At 42.0% G+C, this 19268-nt stretch carries 16 protein-coding genes; 5 read left to right on the forward strand and 11 right to left on the reverse strand.

Annotated elements, in window-relative coordinates:
- Positions 1–12: 12 nt before the first annotated feature.
- The 5 genes from GSY63_RS23925 to GSY63_RS23945 all read right to left on the reverse strand — a co-directional run bounded on the left by GSY63_RS23925 (position 13) and on the right by GSY63_RS23945 (position 8783).
- A complete protein-coding gene (locus tag GSY63_RS23925) occupies positions 13–822 on the reverse strand; it encodes an FHA domain-containing protein (protein ID WP_166588367.1) in 810 nt (269 codons plus the stop codon).
- 19 nt (positions 823–841) lie between these two features.
- Positions 842–4927 (reverse strand): FtsW/RodA/SpoVE family cell cycle protein, encoded by a 4086-nt coding sequence (locus GSY63_RS23930; RefSeq protein ID WP_166588368.1) that lies wholly within the window; start codon positions 4925–4927, stop codon positions 842–844.
- A gap of 1 nt (position 4928) precedes the next feature.
- On the reverse strand, positions 4929–6344 hold the full coding sequence (locus GSY63_RS23935; RefSeq protein WP_166588369.1) for a PP2C family protein-serine/threonine phosphatase: 1416 nt from the start codon (positions 6342–6344) through the stop codon (positions 4929–4931).
- Between the two features lie 94 nt (positions 6345–6438).
- Positions 6439–7401 carry a hypothetical protein gene (locus GSY63_RS23940; protein WP_166588370.1) on the reverse strand — a complete coding sequence of 321 codons (963 nt, stop codon included), beginning with the start codon at positions 7399–7401 and terminating at the stop codon, positions 6439–6441.
- 35 nt (positions 7402–7436) lie between these two features.
- A complete protein-coding gene (locus tag GSY63_RS23945) occupies positions 7437–8783 on the reverse strand; it encodes a serine/threonine-protein kinase (RefSeq protein ID WP_166588371.1) in 1347 nt (448 codons plus the stop codon).
- Between the two features lie 264 nt (positions 8784–9047).
- On the opposite strand from GSY63_RS23945, the gene GSY63_RS23950 reads away from it, so the two are divergent.
- Entirely contained in the window at positions 9048–9236 is a 189-nt protein-coding gene (locus tag GSY63_RS23950) for a cold-shock protein (protein ID WP_166588372.1), read from the forward strand.
- 85 nt (positions 9237–9321) lie between these two features.
- On the opposite strand, the gene GSY63_RS23955 is transcribed toward GSY63_RS23950, so the two are convergent.
- From GSY63_RS23955 to GSY63_RS23965, 3 genes are all read right to left on the reverse strand, one after another.
- On the reverse strand, positions 9322–9690 hold the full coding sequence (locus tag GSY63_RS23955) for a DUF779 domain-containing protein (protein ID WP_166588373.1): 369 nt from the start codon (positions 9688–9690) through the stop codon (positions 9322–9324).
- A 24-nt stretch (positions 9691–9714) separates the two neighbouring features.
- Complete coding sequence (locus GSY63_RS23960) at positions 9715–10776, reverse strand: 2,3-butanediol dehydrogenase (RefSeq protein ID WP_166588374.1); 1062 nt, start codon at positions 10774–10776, stop codon at positions 9715–9717.
- Between the two features lie 68 nt (positions 10777–10844).
- Complete coding sequence (locus GSY63_RS23965) at positions 10845–12350, reverse strand: aldehyde dehydrogenase family protein (protein ID WP_166588375.1); 1506 nt, start codon at positions 12348–12350, stop codon at positions 10845–10847.
- A gap of 17 nt (positions 12351–12367) precedes the next feature.
- Between GSY63_RS23965 and GSY63_RS23970 the strand changes: the two genes are divergently transcribed.
- The 3 genes from GSY63_RS23970 (at position 12368) to GSY63_RS23980 (ending at position 15560) form a co-directional block, all read left to right on the forward strand.
- A complete protein-coding gene (locus tag GSY63_RS23970) occupies positions 12368–12550 on the forward strand; it encodes a hypothetical protein (protein ID WP_166588376.1) in 183 nt (60 codons plus the stop codon).
- Between the two features lie 11 nt (positions 12551–12561).
- Positions 12562–13494, forward strand: coding sequence for an AraC family transcriptional regulator (locus GSY63_RS23975; protein WP_166588377.1), 933 nt, complete (start codon positions 12562–12564; stop codon positions 13492–13494).
- 347 nt (positions 13495–13841) lie between these two features.
- Positions 13842–15560, forward strand: coding sequence for a hypothetical protein (locus GSY63_RS23980; protein ID WP_166588378.1), 1719 nt, complete (start codon positions 13842–13844; stop codon positions 15558–15560).
- Between the two features lie 137 nt (positions 15561–15697).
- Here GSY63_RS23980 and GSY63_RS23985 read toward each other — a convergent pair whose 3' ends face one another.
- Both GSY63_RS23985 and GSY63_RS23990 read right to left on the reverse strand, forming a co-directional pair.
- A complete protein-coding gene (locus tag GSY63_RS23985) occupies positions 15698–16393 on the reverse strand; it encodes a response regulator transcription factor (protein ID WP_166588379.1) in 696 nt (231 codons plus the stop codon).
- Positions 16390–17736 carry a sensor histidine kinase gene (locus GSY63_RS23990; protein ID WP_166588380.1) on the reverse strand — a complete coding sequence of 449 codons (1347 nt, stop codon included), beginning with the start codon at positions 17734–17736 and terminating at the stop codon, positions 16390–16392. The genes GSY63_RS23985 and GSY63_RS23990 overlap by 4 nt, the downstream gene beginning before the upstream one ends.
- A 129-nt stretch (positions 17737–17865) precedes the next feature.
- Between GSY63_RS23990 and GSY63_RS23995 the strand changes: the two genes are divergently transcribed.
- A complete protein-coding gene (locus GSY63_RS23995; protein WP_166588381.1) occupies positions 17866–18567 on the forward strand; it encodes a TlpA family protein disulfide reductase in 702 nt (233 codons plus the stop codon).
- A gap of 79 nt (positions 18568–18646) precedes the next feature.
- On the opposite strand, the gene GSY63_RS24000 is transcribed toward GSY63_RS23995, so the two are convergent.
- Complete coding sequence (locus GSY63_RS24000; RefSeq protein WP_166588382.1) at positions 18647–19210, reverse strand: Crp/Fnr family transcriptional regulator; 564 nt, start codon at positions 19208–19210, stop codon at positions 18647–18649.
- Between the last annotated feature and the right edge of the window lie 58 nt (positions 19211–19268).

Below are 19268 nucleotides of genomic sequence, written 5' to 3' on the forward strand. Positions count from 1 at the left end.
AGCTTAGCGTGGTTATCCAGATGTATTAAGTTCGTTCAGCGCTTCGGAATTATAGCTAAACCGTATCACTGCCGAATCGCCCAAAATAATTTGATCGCCCTCTTGCAGCTTGTGCCCAATTTGTATAGCATTAAGTTTGATAAGGCTATCATTGTCCGATTGTTTAATTTTTATTTTGTTTTGTGGTGGCACTCCACCTTCGTCGCCAAACAAAATAAAACAACCGTGCTCTGGGCTCCATTCAATGTGCGCATGCTGCCGGCTGATGTATTTATTACTTTCATTGGCGCTGTTGCCTGGAAAAGCGATATGATTGTGTCTAAAAAAACCGTCTTTAACCTGCACTTCTTTCTCCCGGCCTATATTGTATTTAGTTACTTCAGAGGTAATATGATATTCTTCTTGCTCTGCTTCCCCGCTTAATACCCGAATATAAGCCGAACCAGTTTTCTGAACAGTATTTTCTTTTGTGCGAATAAAGATCGACGCATCTATATCGGGAACTTTAATGGCATCCATTGGCAAAGCATCCTCATAGCTGACTGCCATTTCCCAATCTTCGGGTAGTCCCAGCGCGAAATCATCGGCTATTCTTTGTACTTCATCTTTAAAACGCATTGGCTCAGTGGCATAAACTACAGATTCAAATATGTGTTTCTCCGCCGGATTGGTTAAAAAAAACAGATGAATACCCTTGATATTACGCCCTTCGCCGCCTTCAGATTTTTGCAATTCAACTTTAATAAAGCGTAGCAACGCATCTCTAAGAGCTTTTACGTCTTTAGGGGTATTATCTTCTTTTCGTTTAAACAGATTGAACATTGGTTAATGTTTTGAAAAACTACTCGTTGTTTACTTCACTCACCTCGCTTTGGTCGATACTCTTTATATAACCTTTCTTCAACAAGAAGGGGATCACATGTGCACCTGCCAATTTAACTGCATCAGACGAACCTTTGGTCGCTTCTATACGAATACAAACTACCATATTGCCTTTTCCGTTTGCCATAGGCGCAAAAAAAGCATACCAGCCATCGTTTATACTTTCTCCTTTCCAAATTCGTTCGGGCGTGCCGGTTTTGCCTGCTACACTTATCCCCAGAGTTGCGGCTTTGGGGGCGCTTTGCTCTATCATATATTTGGTCATTAATGCCGCGTATGCCGGGTCATTAGTTAGCTTTACGCCTTCTTTAATCACTTGTGGCTGATTACTTACCTTAAGCACAAACCTGTTGGCAATTAAGGTTCCATTATTAGCCACGCCAGACACTAACCGCGCCACAGCTGCCGGAGTAGCTATAAGCGCCCCCTGCCCCCAAGCCATGCCAGAAATACCCTTAGCACGTGTCTTGCGGATATTATTCGGATCATATTTAGGTTTAGTATTAAACTCGGTTGAGCGCCATAGATCGCGCCACTTTTCTTCCTGTGCAGTATTGTCTGGTTGTTTGTTGTAAAAATAACCACCTACCCCATGTAAAAACATTCCGGTTTTTAAATAAAGAGTAGCCATATCTTCCTGCAAATGCTCTTCGTTCGCCAGCTTAATAAAGTATACATTGTTTGATTTGGCTACCGCGCGCTCCAACGTAATTTCACCAGTTTCATCAGGTTCCAAACCTTTAGTCCGGATACGCTCGGCTTCAGTTACTGTAAATGTTTTATCGGCAGCCGCCAATCCCAATTTATTAAATGATGCCAGCGATGTTAACACCTTGGCCGTTGAGCCCGGCTGCGTTGCATAGGTAAACCCTAAATCACTTGTGGTCATCCACTGTGTTAATTTATTCTGATCACTAACCGGCATGGTAAGCTGCTCCCAGTTATGTATTGGAGGCAAAGGATATAAGGCCGAAGCCAACACGTCACCTGTAGCTGCTTCCATCACAACTACAGAAACCCGGTTATCGTTAAGCGCCGTATCAGCCGCTATCGAGTTTTGGATACTGGTTTGTAAATCGGCATCTACTGTAAGCTGCACATCGCGGTTACGCAGTTTGAAAGCTTTCACCTCGTCGCTGTTAATACCAGCAATTAGCAATGGCGCTAAAGCGCTGTAATCGCGCTTACTTACAGTCATTTCTTTTACACCGTGCGGCAAAAACCTATCTTCCTGAAAACGACTTGCACGCACGTTATAGTTGCTTACCGGCATATTGAAGCCTCGTAGTTCGGCAGCATGTTCGTATTCGGCAAAGTAACCGTTGGTGCTTCCGTTAAAAATTCCTGTATTGGCATCGCCAGTCCAAAAAAACATTTGCGCTTCAAACGGATAATATCTGCTTAAGCGCTTATGCAAAGCAGCCTCGATATCAAAACTACCGGCGCCAGCAGCGTCCAATAAACTTCGTTGCTTTCTAATTAAATCTGAGGAACTGGTGGCTAATATGCGCCCCTCCCGATCATACAAAGTACCAGCCTGCAACTTGTTCATCAATATGGCAATCCGCGGATTATAACTAAACATCCTGGTACCACTTTTGTCGGCTACCAGTGCGGGCTTCACCACCCAATTGGTATTATTGAAAGCATACCTCGAAACATTAACTATCAGCAATAGAACACCAATAACGGCAGCAAATAATGCTGGCATCAAATTATGATCTTGCTGTTTGGTTATATAATCCATTTGCACCTGTGAACCTTTAACGGATGACGCTGACAATAAAAAGCCCGCGGCCAAAAAATTAACAACAAGCGACGAGCCACCATAGCTTTCAAAAGGCAATGAGACCCCAGACAACGGCAGCGCGCCCGTTGAACCACCGGCAATTAGCAGAAATTGTACAAAGGTGCAAACACCTATACCAGCGCATAAATAAAACAGAAACGGGGTACCCGTTTGCCGCCCTATAATTACCGATCGGTGTAAATACAGTAAAAACAGCAAAAAAATACAGACTATACCCACCCATCCGAACTCTTCGCCTATGGACGGTAAAATCATGTCGGTATGTGCTTCGGGTATTGTTTTGGCAAAGCCCTCTCCTATACCCTGCCCGGCAACTCCACCACCAGAGATTCCCCAAAGCCCATTGGCAACCTGGTCGCCGCCGTATACTTCGTTATTCAAGGCATCTTCCCAAATAGCTTTACGATCAACCAAACGTTGCACCGGGCCGGGTATGAGTTTGTCGAGGTGCGGAATTTTGTCGATAGTTAAAAATCCTGCAATAATGATCAGCGCCATAATTGCCGATTCGCTTAATTGCTTACGTTTAAACAAGTAAACCAGTAAAAGCATGGTTGCCGTTAGCAATGCTGATAACCAAACATTTTTAAATACCCAGGTAACCAACACGTAAAACACTACGGAAGCAGCCATAAAGCCAAAATCTCCACGAGCGAAAGAGAATAGGATAATAAACGAAAAACAGATTACCATAGCTGGCCCCAGGTCGCCCAGTATCAAAAACAAAAACAGCGTAACCACCGTGGCTACAAGCGCAAAGGAAAAAAACGACCATCGTTTTTGCCAACTTGGGTATTCGCTAATAAAACGCTCATTGCTGGCGAAGAAACCTGCCAGAAACAAAATCACCAGGTATTTAACAATTTCGCTAGGTTGAACGCCAAACAAATTAACCTTAACGCCGCTACCCTCTGGCCCGCTGCCCAAACTAATGGTAAGCATTAACAATACTATAGCAACGGATATCCAGGGCCAACCGTTGGCTGCTTTAGCATCTCGTTTAAAAACAAATAGCCGGTAAAAGTTAGAATCTGTAGTAAAGCGCCGCAAATTAAATGATAAGATAACCAGCATACCCACAAAGCCAATAAACAAATAAAAAAGTGAGTCTTTAGCAAGGAACCTATCACTCAAGGGATCTTGCAAACTCAAGAGTGTTAAGAATGAGATACCTGTTAAAATCATAACAATTGGCAGCAGTAATTGATCTGTTGCCGCAAATTTCCAGGTTAATACCAGGTGCATAATTAAGAAACAGGCAAAAAAACAAGCTACAATAAGCCAGAATGATGAATTAAATTCAGCGGGCGTACGAATGATCAGAGACTTCTCTTTTCTAAGTATATTAAAATCGCGGGTAGACAATAGTCTAATGGTATGTGGCGATTGGTTAAAATTGAACGTTATATCCCCATCGAGATTTTCAGTTCCAGCTGTGTTACCAAATTGATAACCCGGCTGTAGTGGTAATACCTCAAATGCTTTATTTGCAGGCAGATTTTTAAATGAATAATACCCCTCGTTATTAGTGCGAGCAAAAGCGGTTAAGGCTTGCAGGTGTTTACTACCGTTAGTGTCGTTGGTGTAAATCTTTTTAAACCCCTGCCCTGTTTCTGCCAGACGCTTAATCTCATCTATCTGTTCGTCGCTATAAGTACTGTCTTGGGGTAAGATCATTTTAAGCCTAACCAATACCCCCGCAACATTACCAGCTTTGTTGGTTATTTTACCGCTAATACTGCCGCCATTTAAACCAATATCCGTAACATTTAATAAGGCTGGTGGGTTACTTTGCTCCTGTTGAAAACGCAGTGAATCGTCGCCCGTAAAACCCAATAACGAACGCGACACCATTACCCGTTGTTTAAATGACTCTCCTCCTTGTTTAAAGGCATCATCGGCATTTACATAATAAAGCCGTTTGTTAAGCTCGCCGATATTGTCGAATTTTCTTCCTTGAGCTGTACGTTCGGCCACTACACTTTCGATAAGTTTAATATCGTTTTCATCTTCAAAATAATGGCCTTTTGCGAGTAACTTACTGAAGTTTTGTGCCGGATTTTTTGCGTTAAGATTTACCATGGTGCCATCCTTCAGGCGGCTGTCAACATCAACAAAATTATTTTGCTCCACCATATATAAGCGACAAAACAGAGCCCCTAGCATCAACGCGATCAGTAATAAGAAAATGCGCTCCTTAGACCGCGAAAACGGATTAGCTTTTCCTTGATCCATGTTAGTTGATCTTTACAGGTAAAGAATCTGCTTTAAGCGTTAAAGGCATTATTTTACCATTGATATATTTTTTTTCAGGGACTTCGATATAGTTCTGCACAGCGGTTTTGCAGTTGTAAAACCTCACATTTTTTAATCCCACCGTTTGGTTTCGCGAAGCGACTGCAGTTTGGCAATCGCGAAAGGCAACACTGTCCAATTGCAAGCTTTTAGCTTTGGCAGATAATATAAATATAGGCCCAGTATAGGCTGAGTCGCTTTGCAACACCATCTCTCTTTTCGCTTTAATCAGCAAACTGTCTTTAGATATGTTTATGGCCTCACTTATTACGATAGGTGATTTGTATGAAGTATCTAATAACAGGATGTGTCCTTTGAGTTGGTCTATCGCTTGTTGCAATTTGACCTCCTGTGCATTTCGTTGCTTTTTGATAAGAGAATCTACTTTAGTTTGTTCAACAATTACCCGCGGCTTCTGCCCTTGCAGGTAAAACCATACCGTACTACCTAAAAATACGATCATTAAAATGGTTAAAACCGGAATAGCTACGCTTGTTTTTCTTTTGAAATTCATCGGCACTTCATCCGGTTCCTTTGAACTTATAGCTTCTTCTCCCTTGGATTTCGATGATGAAGATGGCATGGTAGCTTCGTGTTGGGAACTTGCCTTGTCATTTTGTACCAATACTGCCGTAATATTATCGCGGCCACCGTTTTGATTGGCAGCATTAACGAGCAGCTTGCATTTCTCTTTAAGGGGCATGCTTGCCGTCAGGATATCGGTAATATCCTGTTTATTAACCATGTCTGTAAGGCCGTCACTGCATAGTAACAACATATCGCCCGGCAAAAATGGTGACTGCCCTGTTTCTATGTAATCTGTTTTGCTGGCTAAGTCGCTTTCGAAACCGAGTGCTTTGTTAATCTCATTACGTTTTGGATGTGCCATTGCGGCTTCTTCAGTTAACCGCTGAGAATCTTCCAGATAACCCACGAAAGAATGATCTTGCGTTATTTTTACTAAAGATTGATCGCGCAGGAGGTACAAGCGGGTATCGCCAACATGGGCATAATAGAATTGATTCTTCTCGATATCGACCATAGCGAGCGTAGCTACGCAGGCCATATTTCGGCGCTCGTCAGCTTGCTGCTTATCTTTCAAAATTCGTTCATTGGCCAGATTAAAGCTTTCTATAAGCATCGGAATCACATCGCCCGATGCTGCCTTATTGATTCGATTTAAAAAAGATTCGCGGGCCAATGCGGCTGCCACTTCACCTCCTGAATATCCTCCAACTCCGTCTATTACGCAGGCTATAATCATATCGTTTTTTGCAGCCCATTGTGCAATAAACGTATCTTCGTTGTTACTACGTTGTTTACCGGTATCGGTTATGCCAAAAAACTGATCAGCCATTAGGTTTACGGGAGTTTTTAATATCCGAAAAATGTGTAACTAGTAACAAAATGCAGATCACCAATAAGCCGATAGAAAGTAGTTGCGACATTGATTATGGTTTAAAAATGTTAACACCTACAATTCCGTTCAAAAGCATTTTTGAGTTTAAGGGCAACTCGGTCCAAGCCGGTGAATTAATATCACTTGCAACTACCTCATTCTCATTCAAAATGGTACGCTCGCCAAAAGAAGCGAGATAGAATTTACCATCTGATCTGTTGTACCTGATTTTCAAATGCGGCGTATTTACCCAATCAGAAGGTATTTTAAATATATTAATATCATCTCGCTCGTCTTCACTACCGGTGACGATAATCTCGTCTTCAGTCATAAAGTATTCTACTTTTTTGCCTGCAAACTGCTTTTCGGGCAAAATGGTTTCAAAGCGAGCCACGCTCTTTTGCGACTTGTTAGGGGCACTAACTTCAGGATTACTCTCCCGATATTCAAAATTATTAACGTAAGGCAACTCGTAATAACCTTCGCTGTAATAATTAAAATCTTTCATTACATCCTGGCTAATATCAAAAGTTTGCGCAATACCAGTATGACGCGGGATAAACGTTACCCGGAGATTTTCTTCCTTTTGGGTGTTACCGGGCATCAGTTTGCCTATGAAGCCAATATCTCCACGGGCATAATCGGGGTGTGAAACCAATCTAAATACCCATTTAGAACTCGACGGTACTACTGTACTGCCAGATTCATGGCTTTGCTTTAGTATTTCATAGAACTTTTTAACGCTCTCATTAACTATTAGCCCGAATAAGCCCTGTTTATTATGCATAAATTCTGTATAGTCTTCGGAATTAAAGCTGATAATAAACTCGTGATAGAACACCACGCGGCCTGCGAATGAAAGCTCTCTTATAGAATCATTGAACTTCCCGAGTATGTAGTTATATACATCGTCGGGTGTAAGTGCATTTACTTTGGCTTTTTTATCTGCACTGCCAGATGTTAAAAACCAATCCTGTAAACCAATACGCTGCCAGATAGATGCTTTTGACTCCATATATTATTTTAAAGCTTTTAAATATAACTACCTTCTTATGGATTATTTTTAACTGTGTCTGCTGTCGTAGAATCTTGCTGTGGCAATACGCTCTGCCTCGCTTTCTCAATTTGTTCCTGAATGCTCCGCTTGGTAGAATCTGCTACCTGTTGTTTATCTAAGTAATCTGTATTGGTTTTCTGCTCGGGTTCAGTATAATTGTTGTCGGTGGTATCTCGCGCTGGCACTGAGTCTCTGGGCTGGGCAGTAGCGAGCGGCATAACTTTAGGTTTACTTTGATGAAGAAAAGAGTATCCTATGTAACCGAACGAACACACCAATAAAATTATTAACCCTGTAAAAAGAGATTTGGAGAGATGCATCATCCCACTATAATTCAAGGAGTCTTGGTTCGATGGATTTGACAGCGGTGCTATATGTTCAAGTTCCTGTTTTACTGGGGCTTTAGTTACCGGAGTAATTTCATTTCGAATTTCGACGATACTGTTATAAACAATTGCCGCTTGAAGCTCCATGCCATTTTTGTAGCGACCTTGCGGCGATTTTTCGAGGCATTTGGCAACCAACTTCAACAGCCAAAGTGGTACTTGCAACTCGTAATCCTGCTTTTCTTTAGGCCAACTTTCGGGCATATTCTTTTTCCGCAGACCAATAATATCGGGTACTGGAGTCTCCATATGCGACATCATCACGGTATTACGTGAAGTTTCACCATTGTCGTGCAACGGAAAAGGCACCTGCCCCGCTAACAGCTCATAGATAATTACGCCGTAGCTATAAATATCTGTTTGCATCAGCATTTGCCCGTCGTTTTGCTCTGGTGCCATAAACTCAATTGCCCCCGCATGGCGTATACTGCTTCGCCGTTGCTCATCGGACATTACAGAAAGGCCAAAATCCAACAGCACATAATTGCCTGAATGTATATTGAATTTAACGTTGTTACTTTTAATATCGCCATGCCTCACACCTACCTTGTGGCAATGTGCCAGGGCACTGGCTAATTGATCGGCAAGTTTTATAACCTCTTTTATAGTGAAGATTTTTTCGTGAGGGGGTTTCAGTAATTCCTCCAAATCGGGTCCATCTATAAACTCCATTTCTATGAATGGGAATGAGCCGCTTTCCGTAATGCCCGAGTTTAAAATCTTAACTACATTAGGGTTGGGGATCTCGTTAACCTTTTTTAGCTTTTCTACCTCGTTTAAAAAATTACGATAGTTTTTATCGTCCGTGCTCTCGGTGTGGATTGGTGTAGGCAATAACTTTACGGCACTAATTATTGGTCCCATCCGTCGGCCTTTATAAACAGAACCTTGTCCGCCGGTACGTAGTGCGCCCAGATTTTCTAAACCCTCAGCTATTGTAAATACTTTACTCATGCCTTAATCAATGCTCAAATTGTAATTGCATATTAACGTTAACAACCGTGTTATGTTTAGAAACGAATAGTTTAATACTTAAGTGTAAATGTATAACTCGAATAGATTTTCACTATAAACCAAGCTAAAAACTTAAACATAAATATAAAATAAAACTAATGATTACGGCGCGAAGGGCAATAAGGTGGGTTATTTCACTGCTCTTTACTATTATATCTGCATTCTCGCTTATAAAAGGTATCTTTGACACCAAAATATATTCTAATGCAAACAGGAACAGTAAAATTTTTCAATACAGAAAAAGGATTTGGATTTATCACACTTAGCAATGGTAGCGAAGTATTTGTTCACTCAAGTGGTCTTATCGACACTATCCGTGAAAACGATAGCGTTGAATTCGAAATAGAGCAGGGCAAAAAAGGTCCTAACGCGGTAAGAGTTAAAATAGCTTAATACAAGCGTAAATGAGATAAAAGCATTCTTCGTTACCGGAGAATGCTTTTATTTTTTCAGACTGTTTTGGTCAAAATGGACTGCATTAGCAATTGCCAATGGGTTCAAGATTTTCTAATTCCTCATCAGTAAATAAGCGGGATTGAATGAGGAAACCCACATCAAGTGTGGATTCGAGCGAGAAGCTTGCAGCGCGCCCTTCCATAGCATCTAATGTGAGCTGAGTATGTTGCCAATAGGCAAATTGGTCGGCAGCCATATAAAATTTGCAGCCCTCAACCTCACCAATACACACGTCATTACTCCCTATTAAAAAACCGCCTTTTTCGAAACAGTGCGGATAAGATCCTTCGCAACAGCCGCCACTTTGATGAAACATCAGTTCGCCATATTCTGCTTTAAGCCGAGCAATAACCTCTTTAGCATTGTCGGTCGCTAATATCCTCTTTACCATACAGCCTCCTTTTAAAACAGTTATTTAGCCGTTAATGTCAATCAATATCTTCACCTGCGATGGATTGCTTACCAACGCTTCGAAGCCATCTTTAACGATGTTATTAAGTGTTATTTTTTGCGTAACCAGCTTTTCTACCGGCATACGCCCCGAGTCGATCAAATTAATAACCTCCGGAAAAATGTTGCGGTAGGCAATAATACCCTTTATCGTAATCTCACGTACTACCTGTGCAAAAGCATCATGCGTAACCGGTTTACCAAACAAAGCTACCAATACTCCTGTGCCGCCATTTTTTAGGCTGGCAATGCCGGCATCAAATGTGGCTTGAACGCCCGCGGCATCAAGGTAAATATCGGCACCACCGTTTGTAATTGCTTTTACCTGGGCGGGTATATTTTCAGATTTCCCATTAATTATGTGTGATGCCCCTATTTCTTGTGCTTTTTCCAGCCGTTTATCGGCAACATCAACCACAATAACTTTGGTAGCCCCGGCTGCGATAGCAGCCTGTACGCAAAGCAGGCCGATTGGGCCGGCGCCGAAAATAACGCAACTTTGTCCCAGCTTTAATCCGCTTTGTAATACGGCGTATACAGCCACAGCGGCAGGCTCAACCAAAGCACCTTGTTCAAACGACATGCTATCAGGTATTTTGTGCACCATATAATCTTCTACTACGGTGTATTTGGCAAAGCCGCCGTTTGATGTTAATCCTACAAATCCTAGCGGTTCCGACAGGTTATACTCGCCATTGGTAATAAATGGACTATCCGGATTACGAAACAAGGGTTCAACCACTACACGGTCGCCCTTTTTAACATTGGTAACGCCTTCACCCACTTCTTCCACAATCCCGGCAAATTCATGGCCAAGGGTGGTAACACCTACGTGTCCGTTTAATGGATAAGGAGTTGTGGCGGGAATAAGCATTGGTCCATGGGTGTACTCGTGCAGATCGGAGCCACAAATACCTGCGTATTGAACGGCAATTTTTACTTGGCTTTTGCCTGCTTGTGGCACATCGGCATCTTCAACTCTAATGTCTTTCGCTGCATACCAGCGCGCTGCTTGCATTTTACTCATGTTTTAATAATTATTATAGGTAGAAAAAGAAGGGCGACGTATTTAAATACGCGCGCCCCGGTGTAATGCTAAAAGAAACCCAGTTTGTTTTTATCGTATGATATCAACATGTTTTTCGTGCTGCGATAATGATCGAGCATCATTTTATGATTTTCGCGTCCAAAGCCCGATTTCTTGTAACCGCCAAATGGTGCATGGGCGGGGTAAGCATGATATTGGTTAACCCAAACCCTACCGGCTTGAATGGCACGCGGCACCTGATAAAGCTCATGCGCATCGCGTGTCCAAACGCCGGCCCCCAAACCATAAAGTGTATCATTTGCAATTTCAATAGCCTCGTCAACAGTTTTAAATGTAGTAACACATACCACGGGGCCAAATATCTCCTCCTGAAAAATGCGCATCTTATTATTGCCTTTCAGGATAGTGGGTTCTATATAATAACCGGTGTCCAGATCGCCAGGAAGTTTGTTTGCGTTACCACCGGTTAAAACCTCGGCGCCCTCCTCCTTACCAATTTTGAGGTATGATAAAATCTTTTGATACTGCTCATTTGAAGTCTGTGCCCCCATTGTACTTGTTTTATCTAATGGATGACCTGTTTTAATAGCTTTGGTACGCTCAATTACGCGCGCAATAAACTTGTCGTAAATACTTTCCTGAATAAGCATACGCGATGGGCAGGTACAAACCTCGCCTTGATTTAATGCAAACATTACAGCGCCTTCCACGGCCTTGTCAAAAAATGCATCGTCCTCGGCCGCTACCGATTCGAAGAAAATATTGGGAGATTTTCCACCCAACTCCATAGTAGAAGGAATAATATTCTCCGCTGCATACTGCATAATTAAGCGACCTGATGTAGTGCTACCCGTAAATGCTACTTTCGAAATACGTGACGAAGTTGCCAGCGGTTTGCCCACTTCAATACCATAACCATTAACTACATTTAATACACCCGGAGGCAAAATATCACCAATAAGTTCCATCAAAATCATAATGGATGCAGGGGTTTGCTCAGCCGGTTTAACTACGGTACAACAGCCAGCGGCTAATGCGGGCGCAATTTTCCAGGTGGCCATTAACAGTGGAAAATTCCATGGAATAATTTGCGCTACCACGCCGATTGGTTCGTGCAGATTAATACTTACAGTAAACTCATCGTGTTCTGATATGCTACCTTCATCGGCCCTGATAACGCCAGCAAAATATCTAAAATGGTCTACCACCAATGGTAAATCGGCAGCAAGCGTTTCGCGGATTGCTTTACCATTATCAATCGTTTCTACCGTGGCCAGATACTCTAAATTGTCTTCAATCTTCTGTGCTATTTGCAACAGTAAATTGCTGCGATAAGTAGCAGAACTTTTGCTCCAGGTTTTAAATGCCTCATGCGCCGCATCTAATGCCAGCTCCACATCTTCCTTGCTCGAACGCGCCGCTTTTGTAAATACTTTGCCATCAATCGGCGATATGTTGTCGAAATAAACACCTTTAACAGGTGGCACAAATTTACCCCCGATAAAATTATCGTAATGGGGTTTAAAGGTTGGTTTCGCTACTACATTTTCCATGAGTATATCATTATTTTATGGTTTATAAACAGACCTGGGTTGTATTGATATTAACCCTTATTGATCAGGAATTGGTGGTACAAACCTACGGGCTATGGCTAAGGGTAGATAGTATAATTGTTGCAACACATAGCATTATCGTCTCACTATATACTATCGCATACAAATACCGTTATATTTGGGTAACCAGTTGTATTTAACCTTTGTCCTGATGAATAATGTGCCACATATTTTGGATACCGTAAACCTGAGCAAAGCCGCCAATTTGCAGACTCTGGTAGAGAACAGAACCTTTTACACGCTGGAAAGCTGCGAACTGAATGTATTTGAAACCTATACCGAATCGTACCAGGTGCCACTTACCTTTAATGATTTTGTGATTACGAGTATGCTGCGGGGTAAAAAAGTAATGCACTTGTTTGATAAGCATGGCTTTGATTACTTTCCGGGCCAAACAGTTATTGTGCCACCGGCATCAACCATGCGTATAGATTTTCCGGAAGCATCTGGCGACAACCCAACACAGTGTATTGCATTAGCCATAGATCAGGTACAGATCAGCAAAACGATAAACTACCTTAATGAATTTTTTCCGAAAGAAGGAAGCGGTGGTAAATGGTTGCTAAATTATGATGAGTACCATTTTTATAACAACGAAGAGATAGCCTACCTCATAAACAAGGTAATTCGCATTTGTTCAGAGAGGTCGCAGGAGAAGGATATACTAGCCGATCTGACCTTGAAAGAGCTAATGGTACGCATTATGCAAACTCAAAACCTAAAAGTGCTAAATGAAGAAAACAGCACAACGCACAACCCAATGGCCTATGTTGTGAGCTACATCAAAGCCAATTTGGGTGAAAAGATCAACATTAACAAGCTTAGTGATAAAGCATGCATGAGTAAGGCCACCTTTTACCGTTTATTTAAGCGGGAATTAGGTATTAGCCCCAATGACTATATTTTAGCCGAGAAGATGAATAAAGCAAAACAGCTACTGGCTAATCCACAAGCAAAAGTAACCGCTGTAAGCTATGAACTTGGTTTTGTTGACACCAATTATTTTATCCGCGCATTTAAAAAACTAGTAGGCGTCACCCCCGGCAACTATCACCTACAAGCACAACAGGTTCATCTATCCTGAAATAGGTAATATCCTCTGTAAAATTAATTCCACTTTCGCCAGCACGTTGTATAACAAGTAGGTTATTTAGTGAATTTGAATTACGAAGAAATAAATTTAATTTCGGAAGGCTGGAAAAACTCTGCTCTGATATCAACCGTGAGAAATAGTCTCCTATGCAATAAAACAGGCTATGCGACGGAACTGTTCCTTATGCGTTTCTCTTAGCCCAAATAAACCACCTTGCTATTGCTGCCGGGAAGGACAATTAAAATCCTACCCAGTTCTTGCTGATACAGAACCGATACTCGGTATCGAAAAAGCCCCCAATCTTATGCTCGTTTTCCGAAACCAATTTAAGAACCGACATGATAAGAAATTTAAAGATGTTGGCCTTTATGGCCATACTTGTTATCACAGCATGTAAGAAAAATGAGCTGATTACCAGCCAACCAGAAAGTTCAAAAGCTGGGGCTGCCGTTATGGCCACCACTAATGTAAGCGCAATGGCTGTAACAGCTACTTACTACATTGACGCAGTAAATGGCAAAGATAGCTTTGACGGAAAGAGCCCCGCAACGGCTTGGAGAACGATTACTAAAGTAAACCAAACCACGTTTCAGCCCGGAAACGTTATACTCTTTAAATGTGGGCAGAGCTGGACCAATCGCCTTCACCCTTTAGGATCGGGCACCAACGGTAGTCCAATCGTTATTGGCCGGTATGGAGATACCACGCTTCGCGCACCCTTGATACAGGGAGGCGGCAACAACACCAGTACAATTTATTTGTATAACCAAGCTTACTGGGAAATTAATGATATCGAAGTAACCAATTTCAGCAGCACCGAAGAGGGCCAAACCCTGGATGCCTGGGAATCTAACAATCAATCTTACTACGCAAACGGGAATCTGCCAGATCGTTTAGATAATTCATCTAACCATTCTATGCGTTTGGGGATATTGATACAGGCACAGGACAAAGGATCGGTTAATCATATTTATCTGCGTAACGTTCTGGTTCACGGCGTTAATGGAAAATTGGATGCTACGGATGATACTAAATATAATGGCGGCATTTACTTCAATATTACGGGAACCAGCACGCCTACGTACTTCAACGACATTTTGATTGATCGATGTACTGTTCGGGATGTTGACCGTACGGGGCTGTTCTTCGGCTCAACCTGGAAAGACCGAACTTTGACTGATCCTGGAAACTGGCAGCCGTCACTTGGCGTAATTGTACGAAACTCTTATTTCACCAGATCCGGAGCCAACGCCCTTATTATCCGGGTAACCGATCACGCGCTGATTGAACGTAATCTTTTTGATCACTGTGCCATTAAAGGCAGCGGGAATGCGGCATTCGCTTTTTCTTCCGATTACGCGAAATTTCAATACAACGAATGCCGGTACACCAAGGCAAATAAAGGCGATGATGATGCAGGTGGCCTCGACGCAGACTTCTATTGCAAAAACACTATCATCCAATATAACTATCTACACAATAATGATTTTGGGCTTTTAATTACCGGAGGAGGTTTCGCGACCAGTTTTAACGATGGCACGCAGGTAAAGTTTAATATTATTGAGAAAGATGGAACCGTTCAACAACATGATGGTCATGCATTTATGATGAGGATATCCGGATCAGCTACCAATACGCTCATCTATAACAACGTAATCGATATAGGTCCAAGCCAAACTGGTGTGGCTCTTACCTGGCAAAAGAGCTGGAATGGTAAAACACCCAGCAACACCACATATTATAATAACATTTACGATAACGGCGGCACAGGCTCTACGTTCGAAATATCCCAGGGCAGTAATACGAAGTTTGATTATAATGCATTTTACAGGAATGCCGCGGCACGCCAACCAACCCAAGTCCATCCCATTAACGGGGATGTTAAGTTTGTAAATCCAGGTTCTGGCAATCCCGCCGGGTTTAAACTTAAAGCTGGTTCGGTAGCGCTGGGCGCAGGAGTTATTATTCCGAATAGCGGGGCTAAAGATTATTTTGGCAATCCAATTTCGCCAACATCCGCACCAAATGTGGGCGCTTACAATGGTAAGGGACTATAGGTTTCCAATTTGACAAGCTTACAAAAGACCTGTAAATATTCACTTTACAGGTCTTTTGCTTTTCTCTGAAATTAGTAACCGTAAAGGATAAATAAAAAGAACTCAAAACGTTTAAATTCAAAGCCAGGGCTACTTAGTTAATGTTTTTCTACTAAAGAATATCCCTGACCACGGCTGTTAACGATATCTACAACTGAACTTTCTTTGAAAAACTTACGCAAGCGGGTAATGTAAACATCCATACTCCTTGCTGTAAACGGAGTATCTTCACCCCAAAGCTTCGTCAGAGCAATCCGGCGATCGAGCAATTGGTTTTTATTCTGTAATAGCAACAATAGCAAATCGGCTTCACGCTGAGATAGCCCGAAAATCTTTGATTTATAATGTAATTCTTGTTGTTGGGGATAAAAAAGAAACTCTCCAATCAAAAATTCTTTTGCCACCAGCACAGGAACTTTTTCTACACGCCTGCGCACAAGGGCTTTAAGCCGTAGAATCAATTCTTCCATGCTGAATGGTTTTTTTAAATAATCATCGGCACCAAGTTCAAGGCCTTTCAAAACATCTTCGGTTTGTGTTCGGGCAGTTAAAAAGATCAGGGGAACCTCATCATCAACCAATCTGATATCAGCCACTAGCGAAAACCCATCTTTTCGTGGCATCATCACATCTATTACGCATACATCTGGTTTCATGGCTTTAAACATGCCCCATCCTTCAACCCCATTATTGGCTATCGAGATATGGAAACCTCTTTTTTCAAGAGATTCTTTAACAATGGCTGCTAAAACGGATTCATCTTCCACCAGAAGTACTTGTATATTTTCTGTCATGAGTTAAAAAATAAAGTAAACGTTGTCCCGTTACCAGGTTTACTGGCAACCTCAATTCTCCCTTTAAGGCTACCTACTAGTTGTTTTACATACGCAAGACCAATACCATATCCCTTAATCTCGTGAACATCGCCCGTTGGCACCCGATAAAACTTGTCGAATATATAAGGTAAGTACTCCGCTGCGATACCCGGCCCACGGTCGCTCACCTGTAATTGCCAGCTTTTAGGATATTGCCGGGCTCGAACCTCTATTTCAGGGTCCCCGTTTGCATATTTAATGGCATTTTCTATCAAGTTAGTCAAAATAATACCAAGCATATATCTGTCGGTAAAAACACTAATTGGTTCATCTCCAATATCGACTTGTATATTACCCCCCTTACCAATTGAGAGGCCGGTAACTACCTGTTGGATAATGTCCTGTAGCAGCACAAGTTCCCGCTTCGGTTCTTGCATACCCAAATCGGCTCTGGTGAAATTCACGATACGTTCAATATTGGCATCCATATTTTCAATAACGCCGGCATTGATCTGTAGGTAACCTGCGAGAGAGGCTGGATTTTCTGCCGCGCCAAAACTGGACAGTGCTTCGTTAGAAGTTTTCAGTATACTTAAGGGAGTGCGTAGCTCATGAGAAATATTGTTAATAAAATCGGTTTTCATAGTGTCAAGGCGGGCTTGACGCTTGATAATGACCCACATATAAAATAGACTTCCGGCAGATAATAAAATCAGCAAAGAAGATATAAGTGCCGGAAATAGATTAAGCCTAAGTAAATATGCCTGTGGGTGCATAGCTATCGCTTTAATTGTAACTGGATCCTTATAAAAATTAACCGCTGCGGCTATCTCGCCAACCGGAACGCGACTCCCCCGAGCTATCGAAAGATGGAACTGTTCGGTAATCTGATTCCGTAGCAACTCCTGATGAAACAACCGACTCAGCGTATCGAGATTAAGTGGTTTATGCTTTTGCTGGGACAACAATCTCGACACCAGCGTTCTAATCTCACGAAGATGAATTTCATCTACTGCTACGGTTGTAAATTCTGCACTGAAACGTCTTTTAGAACTTGGTGTATCCAATGCGAGCGGATCCTGGCTTGGCAGTGTCCGTTGCATAAATGTAAGGCTGGGTTGCTTATACTGCAGCGACGTAGGAAGTTTGTTTTGCGCTAGTTGATATTCATCTATACTTTGCCGAAGCGCATAATTGGCTGATGCAATAAAATTTGTTCTTGAAACTTGAAAATTATAGTACACCCAGTATAGCTGACATGCAATAATAAGGCCCGCAGTAAGCGCCGCAATAAGAAAAACAAACTTTAGCCTCTTTTTCATAGCATTGCAAAACTACCTAATAAAGACTAACAAAAGTTGACGTTAACACTTGTTAACACTAGCGTTTATACTTTTAACTTTTCCGAACTGTACAGTTTTTAGTTTTGCTTAGGTAAAACTAAAGGTATTATGAAAAAGAAGGATTTAGTAAAGCTGTTGGTGGTTTGTATGCTCTGGTTGCCAATAACAGTTTGTGCACAGCAGATGAATGTTAGCAAATTCATTTTGCCCGATGGAATGTCGATATCGCGAGATAAACTGGACAGCGTAAGGAAAGCCTGGAACGGCGAAAGAATTATGTTTCAGCATAATGAAGAAGATGATAAAAACCATGTAATGCATCTTGTACGTCTGACACCCGAAATGGGCAAAATGCTGCAAGAAGAGGATGAGAAACGCCAGCACGCCATGAAGGCGATGATTGGCCAGCCAGCTCCGGCCTTCTCGCTCAAGGATCTGAATGGAAAATTCCAGTCGCTGGCTGCACTTAAAGGTAAAGTTGTTGTATTGAATTTTTGGTTCACCAGTTGCCCGCCATGCCTGCAGGAAATGCCATCACTCAATGATTTAGTTAAACGGTACAAGGACAATGATGTAGTATTTCTCGCTTTAACATTTAACAATGAGCGCGATGTAAGGGAATTTCTTAACGATCATGCGTTTGCTTACACCATACTTCCATCATCGCGCCAGATTGATAAAAAATATCAGATAACTTTATGGCCCACCAGTTTTATAATCGGCCGCGATGGTAATGTGAGCGCGGCTATTAATTTCTCTGAAAATGTTGAATCAACACTCTCAGCCGGAATAGACATTGCGTTGAAATAGGCGCAGACAATAAAAGTAACCGGGAAGCAGCCTCATTGCTGTGAAGCTGCTTTCTGGAATACCCGCTCCACGGCCTCGTTTATCTTGAATATAGCCTGCTCAATGTTTCTCTGCTAACACCCAGATACTCGGCTATGTACTTTTTCGGGATTCTTTGCATCAAATGCGGGTAAAGCCGGCCAAACTCTTCATAACGGTCCTGTGGCGTGGCTGATAAAAGTGAAATTATCCGTTGTTGCAAAGCAACATAGCCCTTGGTGAGTTTTACTCTAAAAAAATGTTCCATTTTATGAAGATCGACAGACAATTTCTCCCGTCCATCAAGAGTGGTACACAGCACCTCAGCATCTTCCATGCACAGAATATATAATGTAGCTATTGATCGGTTGAAATAGGCTTGATAATCGGCCATCCACCAATTTTCTCCTGCAAACTGTATAATATGGTCTTTCCCCTCCTTATCCAAGTAAAACATCCTGAATACACCCGTCAGAATCAAATATTCGTGGTTGGCTACATCCCCTTCCTGAACTAAGAACTGATGTTTTCTTACCCGCTTGAGCGTGAAAAACGTTTTAATGTGATCAAATTCCTCGTCGCTTAGCGAAATTATTTCTTCTATGTGTTTTCTAAGTTTATCCATGATAACCAATCCCATTTTCGATAAAATTGGAGAAAATCAAGTGGATGAGATAAAAAAG

Source organism: Mucilaginibacter agri (assembly GCF_009928685.1).
Lineage (GTDB): Bacteria > Bacteroidota > Bacteroidia > Sphingobacteriales > Sphingobacteriaceae > Mucilaginibacter > Mucilaginibacter agri.

What these genes read in the sequence shown, in the direction of transcription:
- GSY63_RS23925 (WP_166588367.1), bottom strand. Translation starts at nt 822, where the DNA reads ATGTTCAATCTGTTTAAACGAAAAGAAGATAATACCCCTAAAGACGTA.
- GSY63_RS23930 (WP_166588368.1), bottom strand. Translation starts at nt 4,927, where the DNA reads ATGGATCAAGGAAAAGCTAATCCGTTTTCGCGGTCTAAGGAGCGCATT.
- GSY63_RS23935 (WP_166588369.1), bottom strand. Translation starts at nt 6,344, where the DNA reads ATGGCTGATCAGTTTTTTGGCATAACCGATACCGGTAAACAACGTAGT.
- GSY63_RS23940 (WP_166588370.1), bottom strand. Translation starts at nt 7,401, where the DNA reads ATGGAGTCAAAAGCATCTATCTGGCAGCGTATTGGTTTACAGGATTGG.
- GSY63_RS23945 (WP_166588371.1), bottom strand. Translation starts at nt 8,783, where the DNA reads ATGAGTAAAGTATTTACAATAGCTGAGGGTTTAGAAAATCTGGGCGCA.
- GSY63_RS23950 (WP_166588372.1), top strand. Translation starts at nt 9,048, where the DNA reads ATGCAAACAGGAACAGTAAAATTTTTCAATACAGAAAAAGGATTTGGA.
- GSY63_RS23955 (WP_166588373.1), bottom strand. Translation starts at nt 9,690, where the DNA reads ATGGTAAAGAGGATATTAGCGACCGACAATGCTAAAGAGGTTATTGCT.
- GSY63_RS23960 (WP_166588374.1), bottom strand. Translation starts at nt 10,776, where the DNA reads ATGAGTAAAATGCAAGCAGCGCGCTGGTATGCAGCGAAAGACATTAGA.
- GSY63_RS23965 (WP_166588375.1), bottom strand. Translation starts at nt 12,350, where the DNA reads ATGGAAAATGTAGTAGCGAAACCAACCTTTAAACCCCATTACGATAAT.
- GSY63_RS23970 (WP_166588376.1), top strand. Translation starts at nt 12,368, where the DNA reads ATGGTTTATAAACAGACCTGGGTTGTATTGATATTAACCCTTATTGAT.
- GSY63_RS23975 (WP_166588377.1), top strand. Translation starts at nt 12,562, where the DNA reads ATGAATAATGTGCCACATATTTTGGATACCGTAAACCTGAGCAAAGCC.
- GSY63_RS23980 (WP_166588378.1), top strand. Translation starts at nt 13,842, where the DNA reads ATGATAAGAAATTTAAAGATGTTGGCCTTTATGGCCATACTTGTTATC.
- GSY63_RS23985 (WP_166588379.1), bottom strand. Translation starts at nt 16,393, where the DNA reads ATGACAGAAAATATACAAGTACTTCTGGTGGAAGATGAATCCGTTTTA.
- GSY63_RS23990 (WP_166588380.1), bottom strand. Translation starts at nt 17,736, where the DNA reads ATGAAAAAGAGGCTAAAGTTTGTTTTTCTTATTGCGGCGCTTACTGCG.
- GSY63_RS23995 (WP_166588381.1), top strand. Translation starts at nt 17,866, where the DNA reads ATGAAAAAGAAGGATTTAGTAAAGCTGTTGGTGGTTTGTATGCTCTGG.
- GSY63_RS24000 (WP_166588382.1), bottom strand. Translation starts at nt 19,210, where the DNA reads ATGGATAAACTTAGAAAACACATAGAAGAAATAATTTCGCTAAGCGAC.